Source organism: Saccharomonospora iraqiensis subsp. paurometabolica YIM 90007 (assembly GCF_000231035.2).
In the GTDB taxonomy this organism is placed as follows: Bacteria; Actinomycetota; Actinomycetes; order Mycobacteriales; family Pseudonocardiaceae; genus Saccharomonospora; species Saccharomonospora paurometabolica.
Map to the genome: position 1 here is coordinate 3,944 of NZ_KI912211.1, position 8,196 is coordinate 12,139.

Here is an 8,196-nt window from a genome sequence, read left to right on the forward strand (position 1 = left end):
TCGCTGGCGCTGGCGCCCGCGCTCGCGGCGGGGCTGGTGCGGCCCGAGGTGGCCGTCACCGCCGTCACCGGCACCTCGGGTGCGGGCAAGAGCCTCAAGCCGCACCTGCTGGGGTCCGAGGTGATGGGCTCGGCCAGCGTCTACGGCGTCGGCGGCGCCCACCGGCACACCCCGGAGTTCATCCAGAACCTCACCACCGCCGCGGGTACGCGCGTCGCGGTGTCGTTCACCCCGGTGCTCGCGCCGATGCCGCGGGGCATCCTCACCACGGCCACCGCACCGCTGGCGGGGGAGACCGACACCGCCGCCGCCCGGGCCGTCTACGACAAGGCCTACGCCGACGAACCGTTCGTCCACCTGCTGCCCGAGGACACCTGGCCCAGCACGGCCGCCACGCTCGGCGCGAACACCGTGCAGCTGCAGACGACGGTCGACGCCGACGCGGGCAGGCTGGTGGTGGTCGCCGCCCTGGACAACCTGACGAAGGGCACGGCCGGCGCCGCCGTCCAGTCGATGAACCTCGCCCTCGGCCTCCCCGAGCCCACCGCCCTCCCCACCACGGGAGTCGCCCCGTGACCCCACCCACCCCCGCGAGTCGCCACCCCAGAACGGCGAGTCGCCACTCCAGGACTGCGAGTCGTCACTCCAGGGCCGCGAGTCGACGCCCCAAGTCCGCGAACCCCCGCCCGAGAGCCCACCCCGACCGCCCCGCACCGGAGGTCACCTCATGAGCGTCACCGCCACCGACGGTTTCCGGGCCTCCGGGGTCACCGCCGGACTGAAGAGCGCGGGCCCCGACGTCGCGCTCCTGGTCAACGACGGCCCGTCGGACGTGGCCGCCGCGGTGTTCACCCGCAACCGGTGCAAGGCCAACCCGGTGCTGTGGAGCGAGCAGGTCCTGCAGGACCGCCGGGCGAAGGCCGTGCTGCTCAACTCCGGCGGCGCCAACTGCTACACCGGCCCGGAGGGCTTCCAGACCACGCACGCCAACGCCGAGTTCGTGGCCGAGCGGCTGGGCACGGGCGCGATCGACGTGGTCGTCTGCTCGACCGGCCTGATCGGGGAACAGCTCGACCGGGAGAAGATGACCACGGGCATCGACGCCGCCGTGGGCGCACTCGCCGCGGACGCGGGAACCGCCGCCGCCGAGGCGATCAGGACGACCGACACGCACCGCAAGGAAGTCGTGCGCTCCGGGGACGGCTACTCGGTCGGCGGCATGGCCAAGGGCGCCGGGATGCTCGCGCCCGCGCTGGCCACCATGCTCGTGGTGGTCACCACCGACGCCGACGTGGACGCCGACACCGCCGACCGTGCCCTGCGGGAGGCCACCCGGCGCACCTTCGACCGGCTCGACTCCGACGGCTGCATGTCCACCAACGACACCGTGCTGCTGCTGTGCAGCGGAGCCTCCGGGACCCGCCCGGACGAGGCGGAGTTCACCGCACGGCTGACCGACGCCTGCCACGACCTCGCCCAGCAGCTCCTCGGCGACGCCGAGGGCGCCGAGCACGACATCGCGATCGAGGTCACCGGCGCGGCCTCGGAGGACGACGCGGTGACGGTCGGCCGGGCGATCGCCCGCAGCAACCTGTTCAAGACCGCCGTCTACGGCCGGGACCCCAACTGGGGCCGCATCCTCGCCGCGGTCGGCACCACCGACGCCGTCTTCGAACCCGACACCCTGGACGTCGCCGTGAACGGGGTGTGGATCTGCCGCGCCGGTGGCCCCGGCGAACCGCGGGACGCCGTCGACCTCGGCGACCGCGCCGTCACCGTGACCGTCGACCTCAAGGCGGGCGGCGAGTCGGCGACGATCTGGACCAACGACCTCACCCACGCCTACGTGCACGAGAACTCGGCCTACTCGACATGACCCCCACACCGAACCGTCCCTCCGGAACCGATCCGGCCGCCACGCGCACCGTCTCCGCCGACGAACGCCTGGCCACCGCCGCCGAGAAGGCGGGCGTGCTGGTCGAGGCCCTGCCCTGGTTGCAGCGTTTCCACGGCGCCTGGGTCGTGGTCAAGTACGGCGGCAACGCCATGGTCGACGACGACCTCAAGCACGCCTTCGCGCAGGACATGGTGTTCCTGCGGCTGGCGGGCCTGCGCCCGGTGGTGGTGCACGGCGGCGGCCCGCAGATCACCACGATGCTCGACCGGCTCGGCATCGACGGCGAGTTCAAGGGCGGACTGCGGGTGACCACGCCGGAGACGATGGACGTCGTGCGCATGGTGCTCGTCGGCCAGGTCAGCCGGGAACTCGTCGGACTGATCAACGCGCACGGTCCGTACGCGGTCGGGATCTCCGGTGAGGACGCCCGCCTGTTCACCGCCGAACGCACGCACGCGACCGTGGACGGCGAGCCGGTCGACATCGGACTCGTCGGGGAGGTCGCCGACGTCGACCCGGACGCGGTGCGCGACATCGTCAACGCCGGACGGATCCCGGTGGTGTCCACGGTGGCACCGGACGTGGACGGCGTGGTGCACAACGTCAACGCCGACACCGCCGCCGGCGCGCTGGCCGCCGCGCTGGGCGCGGAGAAGCTGGTCGTGCTCACCGACGTCGAGGGCCTCTACGCCGACTGGCCCGACCGTGCGTCCCTGGTGGACCGCATCGGCGCCGACCGGCTCGAACGGCTGCTGCCGGACCTCGCCAGCGGCATGATCCCGAAGATGCGCGCGTGCCTGCGTGCCGTCCGGGGCGGGGTGCCCCGTGCCCACGTCATCGACGGGCGCCTCGCGCACTCGGTACTGCTCGAAGTGTTCACCTCGCGGGGCGTCGGAACGATGGTCCTGCCGGACGAGGGGGTCGACGATGACGACCGGTGAGACACCGGCCGCGCACACCGGCGACAACGCCGCCAACCGGTCGCGGTGGCAGACGGCGATGATGCACAACTACGGCACCCCCGCCCTGACGCTGCGGGAGGGGGAGGGCGCCGTCGTGTCCGACGCGGACGGCAACCGCTACCTCGACCTGGTGGGCGGGATCGCCGTGAACGCCCTGGGACACGCCCACCCCGCCGTGGTCTCCGCGGTGACCCGCCAGGTCGGCACCCTCGGGCACACGTCGAACCTCTACATCAACGAACCCGCTCTCGACCTGGCCGAGCGGCTGCTCGCACTGTCCGGTGCGGAGGGAAGCGGCGCGGACGGCAGGGTGCTGTTCACCAACTCCGGTGCCGAGGCCGTGGAGGCCGCTTTCAAGATCACCCGCCGCACCGGGCGGACGAAGGTCGTCGCCACCGACGGCGGCTTCCACGGCCGCACCATGGGGGCGCTCGCGCTCACCGGCCAGGAGGACAAGCGCACCCCCTTCGAGCCGCTCGTGCCGGGGGTGGAGCACGTGCCCTACGGCGACGTCGCCGCCCTCGAGGCGGCCGTGGACGACGACACCGCCGCCTTCGTGGTCGAACCCGTCCAGGGGGAGAACGGCGCCGTCGTCCCACCGGCGGGCTACCTCCGCGCCGCGCGGGAGATCACCGCCCGGCACGGGGCCCTGCTCGTGCTGGACGAGGTGCAGACCGGCATCGGCCGCACCGGAGCGTGGTTCGGCTACCAGCGGGCCGGGATCACGCCGGACGTGGTGACCCTGGCCAAGGGGCTCGGCGGTGGTCTGCCGCTCGGTGCGTGCCTCGCGTTCGGCCCCGCCGCGGACCTGTTCGGACCCGGCCAGCACGGCACCACCTTCGGCGGCAACCCCGTCTGCTGCGCGGCCGGGCTCGCGGTGCTGGACACGATCGCCACGGACGGGCTGCTCGAGCACGCCGCCGACCTCGGCGCCGAGCTCGCCGCCGGGATCGGGCGGTTGGAACACCCGCTGGTGCGCGGCGTGCGGGGGGAGGGACTGCTGCTCGGCGTACTGCTGCACGAGCCCGTCGCGGCGGCGGTCGCCGCGGCCGCACAGAATGCCGGATACCTGGTCAACCCGGTCAAGCCGGACGTGCTCCGCCTGGCCCCGCCGCTGATCCTCGGCCGGGAACAGGCCGGGAACTTCGTCAAGGACCTGCCCGCCGTGCTCGACGCGGCGCGCCCCGCCCCGGTCGCCCCCGAGGCCGGTCCCGGGGCCCACCCGGACAAGGACGACTGACCATGCCCCCACGTCACTTCCTGCGCGACGACGACCTCACCCCCGACGAGCAGAGCGCCGTGCTCGACCTCGCCGACGAGCTGAAGAAGCAACCGCTCGGCGACGCCCTGGCCGGGCCCACGGCCGTCGCCGTGCTCTTCGAGAAGAACTCGACCCGCACCCGGTTCTCCTTCGAGGTCGGCATCGCCCAGCTCGGCGGCCACCCGGTCGTCGTGGACGGCCGCAGCATGCAGCTCGGCCGGGAGGAGACCCTGGGCGACACCGCGAAGGTCCTGTCCCGGTACGTGGATCTCGTGGTGTGGCGCACGTTCGGCCAGGAGCGCATCGACGCCTTCGCCGCGGCGTCCGACGTGCCCGTCGTGAACGCGCTCACCGACGAATTCCACCCGTGCCAGATCCTGGCCGACCTGCACACGGTGCGCGAGCGCAAGGGAACGCTGGCCGGACTCACCCTGACCTACCTCGGCGACGCCGCGAACAACATGGCGCACTCGCTCCTGCTCGGCGGCGTCACCGCGGGAATGCATGTCCGCGTGGCCGCACCCGAGGGATTCCACCCGCTGCCGTGGGTGCGGGAGGCGGTGGCGGCGCGGGCCGCCGAGACCGGGGGCAGCGCGCGCGTGTTCACCGACCCGCACGCCGCCGTCGACGGGGCCGACGTGGTCACCACCGACTCGTGGACGTCGATGGGACAGGAGGCCGACGGCCGGGACCGCGTGTCCCCGTTCTGGCCCTACCAGGTCAACACCGACCTGCTGGCGCGCACCGGCAGGGACACGATCGTGCTGCACGACCTGCCCGCCCACCGGGGCCGGGAGATCACCGACGAGGTGCTGGACGGGCCCGCGAGCGCGGTGTGGGACGAGGCGGAGAACCGGCTGCACGCCCAGAAGGCACTGCTGGTGTGGTTGCTGCGGGAGCAGGCACGGTGACCGCACGCCCGCCCCGGAACGCGACGGTGACCCCCACCATGAACCGCGCGAGCAGGCAGGCCCGGATCATCGAACTGGTGTCCGGCACCGCCGTGCACAGCCAGACCGAGCTGGCGAAACTGCTGGCGGCCGAGGGCATCGAGGTCACCCAGGCCACGCTGTCCCGCGACCTCGACGAACTCGGTGCGGTGAAACTCCGCGGTCCCGACTCGGGGGCGCCGGTCTACGTCATCCCCGAGGACGGCAGCCCCGTCCGCGGCGTGCAGGGTGGCACGTCCCGCCTGTCGCGCCTGTTGGCCGAGCTGATGGTCTCGGCCGAGGGCTCGGGCAACCTCACGGTGCTGCGCACCCCGCCGGGGGCGGCGCAGTTCCTCGCCAGCGCGATCGACCGGGCCGCGCTGGAGGAGGTCGTCGGCTCCATCGCCGGCGACGACACGGTCGCGGTGATCGCCCGCGAACCGCTGACGGGCACCCAGGTGGCCGAGCGGTTCACCGCCCTGGCACAGCGCTCGGACGCGGCCGAGGCGGACCCGGACCGGCACGACACGGGCACGACCCGGAACGACACACAGAACGTGAGTGAGGAGAACCAGCATGACTGAACGGGTTGTGCTCGCCTACTCCGGTGGGCTCGACACCTCGGTGGCGATCGGCTGGATCGCCGAGGAGACGAAGGCGGAGGTGGTCGCCGTCGCCGTCGACCTCGGCCAGGGTGGTGAGGACCTGGAGACCATCCGCAAGCGGGCCCTCGACTGCGGTGCGGTGGAGGCCGTGGTGGCCGACGCGCGGGACGAGTACGCCGACGAGTACTGCCTGCCCGCCCTGCAGGCCAACGCCCTCTACATGGACCGCTACCCGCTGGTCTCGGCGCTGTCCCGGCCGCTGATCGTCAAGCATCTCGCCGAGGCCGCCAAGTACCACGGCGCGAGCACCGTGGCGCACGGCTGCACCGGCAAGGGCAACGACCAGGTGCGCTTCGAGGTCGGCATCGGTGCGCTCGCGCCGGACCTGAACGTGCTCGCGCCGGTGCGGGACTTCGCCTGGACCCGGGAGAAGGCGATCGCCTACGCCGAGCAGCACGGCCTGCCGATCGACGTGACGAAGAAGTCGCCGTTCTCGATCGACCAGAACGTGTGGGGCCGGGCCGTCGAGACCGGCGTGCTGGAGGACCTGTGGAACTCCCCGCCGAAGGAGGTGTACTCCTACACCCAGGACCCCACGGTGCACTTCCAGGCCCCCGACGAGGTGGTGCTCACCTTCGACAAGGGTGTCCCGGTCGCCATCGACGGCAGGCCGGTCACCGTGCTCGAGGCCATCCAGGAGATGAACACCCGGGCGGGCGCGCACGGGATCGGCAGGCTCGACATGGTCGAGGACCGGCTGGTCGGCATCAAGAGCCGCGAGGTGTACGAGGCGCCCGGCGCCATCGCGCTGATCACCGCGCACCAGGAGCTGGAGAACGTCACCGTCGAGCGCGACCTCGCCCGGTTCAAGCGGCAGGTCGAGCAGCGGTGGGGTGAGCTGGTCTACGACGGCCTGTGGTTCTCCCCGCTGAAGGACGCGCTGGACGGCTTCGTCGGCAAGGCCCAGGAGCACGTCACCGGCGAGATCCGCATGGTGCTGCACGGCGGCACCTGCACCGTCACCGGCCGGCGCAGCGCGGAGTCGCTGTACGACTTCAACCTCGCCACCTACGACGAGGGCGACAGCTTCGACCAGTCCCTGGCCAAGGGCTTCGTCCAACTCTGGGGCCTCCCCAGCAAGATCGCCGCCAAGCGCCAGCAGAGCAAGCACGGCTGAGCCGCCGCACCGGGGTGTGCCGTGAAGGGCACATTCCCTGCATCACATGCGGTGAGGGGCACTTTCCCTGCGTCCGGTGCAGGGAAAGTGCCCCTCACGGCAACCCACGGCGACCACGTCGGCGGCGGGACACACGGATCACGAGAGGGGACGCACGCATGAAGCTGTGGGGAGGGCGGTTCGCCGAGGGGCCCGCCGAGGCGATGGCGGCGCTGAGCGCCTCCACCGACGTCGACTGGCGCCTGGCGCCGTACGACATCGCGGGGTCGCGGGCACACGCCCGGGTGCTGCACCGCGCCGGGCTGCTCACCGAGGCCGAACTGGACGCCATGCTCGGCGCGCTCGACCAGCTCGCCGAGGACGTCGCCTCCGGCGCGTTCACCCCGACCGTGGCCGACGAGGACGTGCACACCGCACTCGAACGCGGGCTGCTGGAACGCGCGGGCGCGGAACTGGGCGGCAAGCTGCGCGCGGGCCGCTCGCGCAACGACCAGGTCGCCACCCAGTTCCGCATGTGGCTGCGCGACGCCGCCCGGCGGGTCGCCGCGGGCACCCTCGACGTCGTCGAGGCACTGGTGGAGCAGGCCCGCCGCCACCCGGACGCCGTCCTGCCCGGCCGCACCCACCTCCAGCACGCCCAGCCGGTGCTGCTGGCCCACCACCTGCTCGCCCACGCCCAGGCCCTGTCCCGCGACGTCGGCCGGCTGCGTGACTGGGACACCCGCACCGCCGAGTCCCCCTACGGTTCCGGCGCGCTGGCGGGCTCCTCGCTCGGGCTCGACCCGGTCGCGGTCGCCACCGAACTCGGCTTCGACACCTCGGTGGACAACTCGATCGACGGCACCGCCTCCCGCGACTTCGCCGCCGAGTTCGCGTTCGCGGTGACGATGCTCGGGGTGAACCTCTCCCGCCTCGCGGAGGAGATCATCATCTGGAACACCGCCGAGTTCGGCTACGTCACCCTCGACGACGCCTGGGCCACCGGCAGCTCGATCATGCCGCAGAAGAAGAACCCCGACGTGGCCGAGCTCACCCGCGGCAAGTCCGGGAAGATGATCGGCAACCTCACGGGCCTGCTGGCCACGCTCAAGGCACAGCCGCTGGCCTACAACCGGGACCTGCAGGAGGACAAGGAACCGGTCTTCGACTCCGTGGCGCAGCTGGAACTGCTGCTGCCCGCGGTCGCGGGCACTGTCGGCAGCCTCACCTTCCACACCGAACGGCTCGCGGCGCTGGCCCCCGCCGGGTTCACGCTCGCCACCGACATCGCCGAGTGGCTCGTCCGGCAGGGGGTGCCGTTCCGTGCCGCCCACGAGGCCGCGGGCGAGTGCGTCCGCGTCGCCGAGGAGCGCGGCGTGGGGCTCG

General features: G+C 72.8%; 8 protein-coding genes. All 8 read left to right on the forward strand.

The annotated features are described in order from the left end of the window. The coding region (locus SACPADRAFT_RS0204505) for an Asd/ArgC dimerization domain-containing protein (protein WP_007025559.1) at nt 1-576 on the forward strand (576 nt) is incomplete at its 5' end. 151 nt (nt 577-727) lie between these two features. After that, on the forward strand, nt 728-1,876 hold the full coding sequence (argJ, locus tag SACPADRAFT_RS0204510; protein ID WP_007025560.1) for a bifunctional glutamate N-acetyltransferase/amino-acid acetyltransferase ArgJ: 1,149 nt from the start codon (nt 728-730) through the stop codon (nt 1,874-1,876). Beyond that, entirely contained in the window at nt 1,873-2,838 is a 966-nt protein-coding gene (gene argB, locus SACPADRAFT_RS0204515) for an acetylglutamate kinase (protein WP_007025561.1), read from the forward strand. The genes argJ and argB overlap by 4 nt, the downstream gene beginning before the upstream one ends. Beyond that, nucleotides 2,825-4,099, forward strand: coding sequence for an acetylornithine transaminase (locus SACPADRAFT_RS0204520; protein ID WP_007025562.1), 1,275 nt, complete (start codon nt 2,825-2,827; stop codon nt 4,097-4,099). Before argB ends, SACPADRAFT_RS0204520 begins: the two co-directional genes overlap by 14 nt. 2 nt (nt 4,100-4,101) lie before the next feature. Then, complete coding sequence (gene argF, locus SACPADRAFT_RS0204525) at nt 4,102-5,031, forward strand: ornithine carbamoyltransferase (protein WP_007025563.1); 930 nt, start codon at nt 4,102-4,104, stop codon at nt 5,029-5,031. Further along, the gene (locus SACPADRAFT_RS25600; RefSeq protein ID WP_007025564.1) at nt 5,028-5,633 is read left to right on the forward strand and encodes an arginine repressor; all 606 of its coding nucleotides are present in this window, start codon (nt 5,028-5,030) and stop codon (nt 5,631-5,633) included. The genes argF and SACPADRAFT_RS25600 overlap by 4 nt, the downstream gene beginning before the upstream one ends. Further along, entirely contained in the window at nt 5,626-6,831 is a 1,206-nt protein-coding gene (locus SACPADRAFT_RS0204535) for an argininosuccinate synthase (RefSeq protein ID WP_007025565.1), read from the forward strand. Before SACPADRAFT_RS25600 ends, SACPADRAFT_RS0204535 begins: the two co-directional genes overlap by 8 nt. A gap of 158 nt (nt 6,832-6,989) precedes the next feature. Beyond that, on the forward strand, nt 6,990-8,196 hold a 1,207-nt coding region (argH, locus tag SACPADRAFT_RS25605; protein ID WP_007025566.1), incomplete at its 3' end, for an argininosuccinate lyase.

What these genes read in the sequence shown, in the direction of transcription:
- argB (WP_007025561.1), top strand. Translation starts at nt 1,873, where the DNA reads ATGACCCCCACACCGAACCGTCCCTCCGGAACCGATCCGGCCGCCACG.
- argJ (WP_007025560.1), top strand. Translation starts at nt 728, where the DNA reads ATGAGCGTCACCGCCACCGACGGTTTCCGGGCCTCCGGGGTCACCGCC.
- SACPADRAFT_RS0204535 (WP_007025565.1), top strand. Translation starts at nt 5,626, where the DNA reads ATGACTGAACGGGTTGTGCTCGCCTACTCCGGTGGGCTCGACACCTCG.
- argF (WP_007025563.1), top strand. Translation starts at nt 4,102, where the DNA reads ATGCCCCCACGTCACTTCCTGCGCGACGACGACCTCACCCCCGACGAG.
- SACPADRAFT_RS0204520 (WP_007025562.1), top strand. Translation starts at nt 2,825, where the DNA reads ATGACGACCGGTGAGACACCGGCCGCGCACACCGGCGACAACGCCGCC.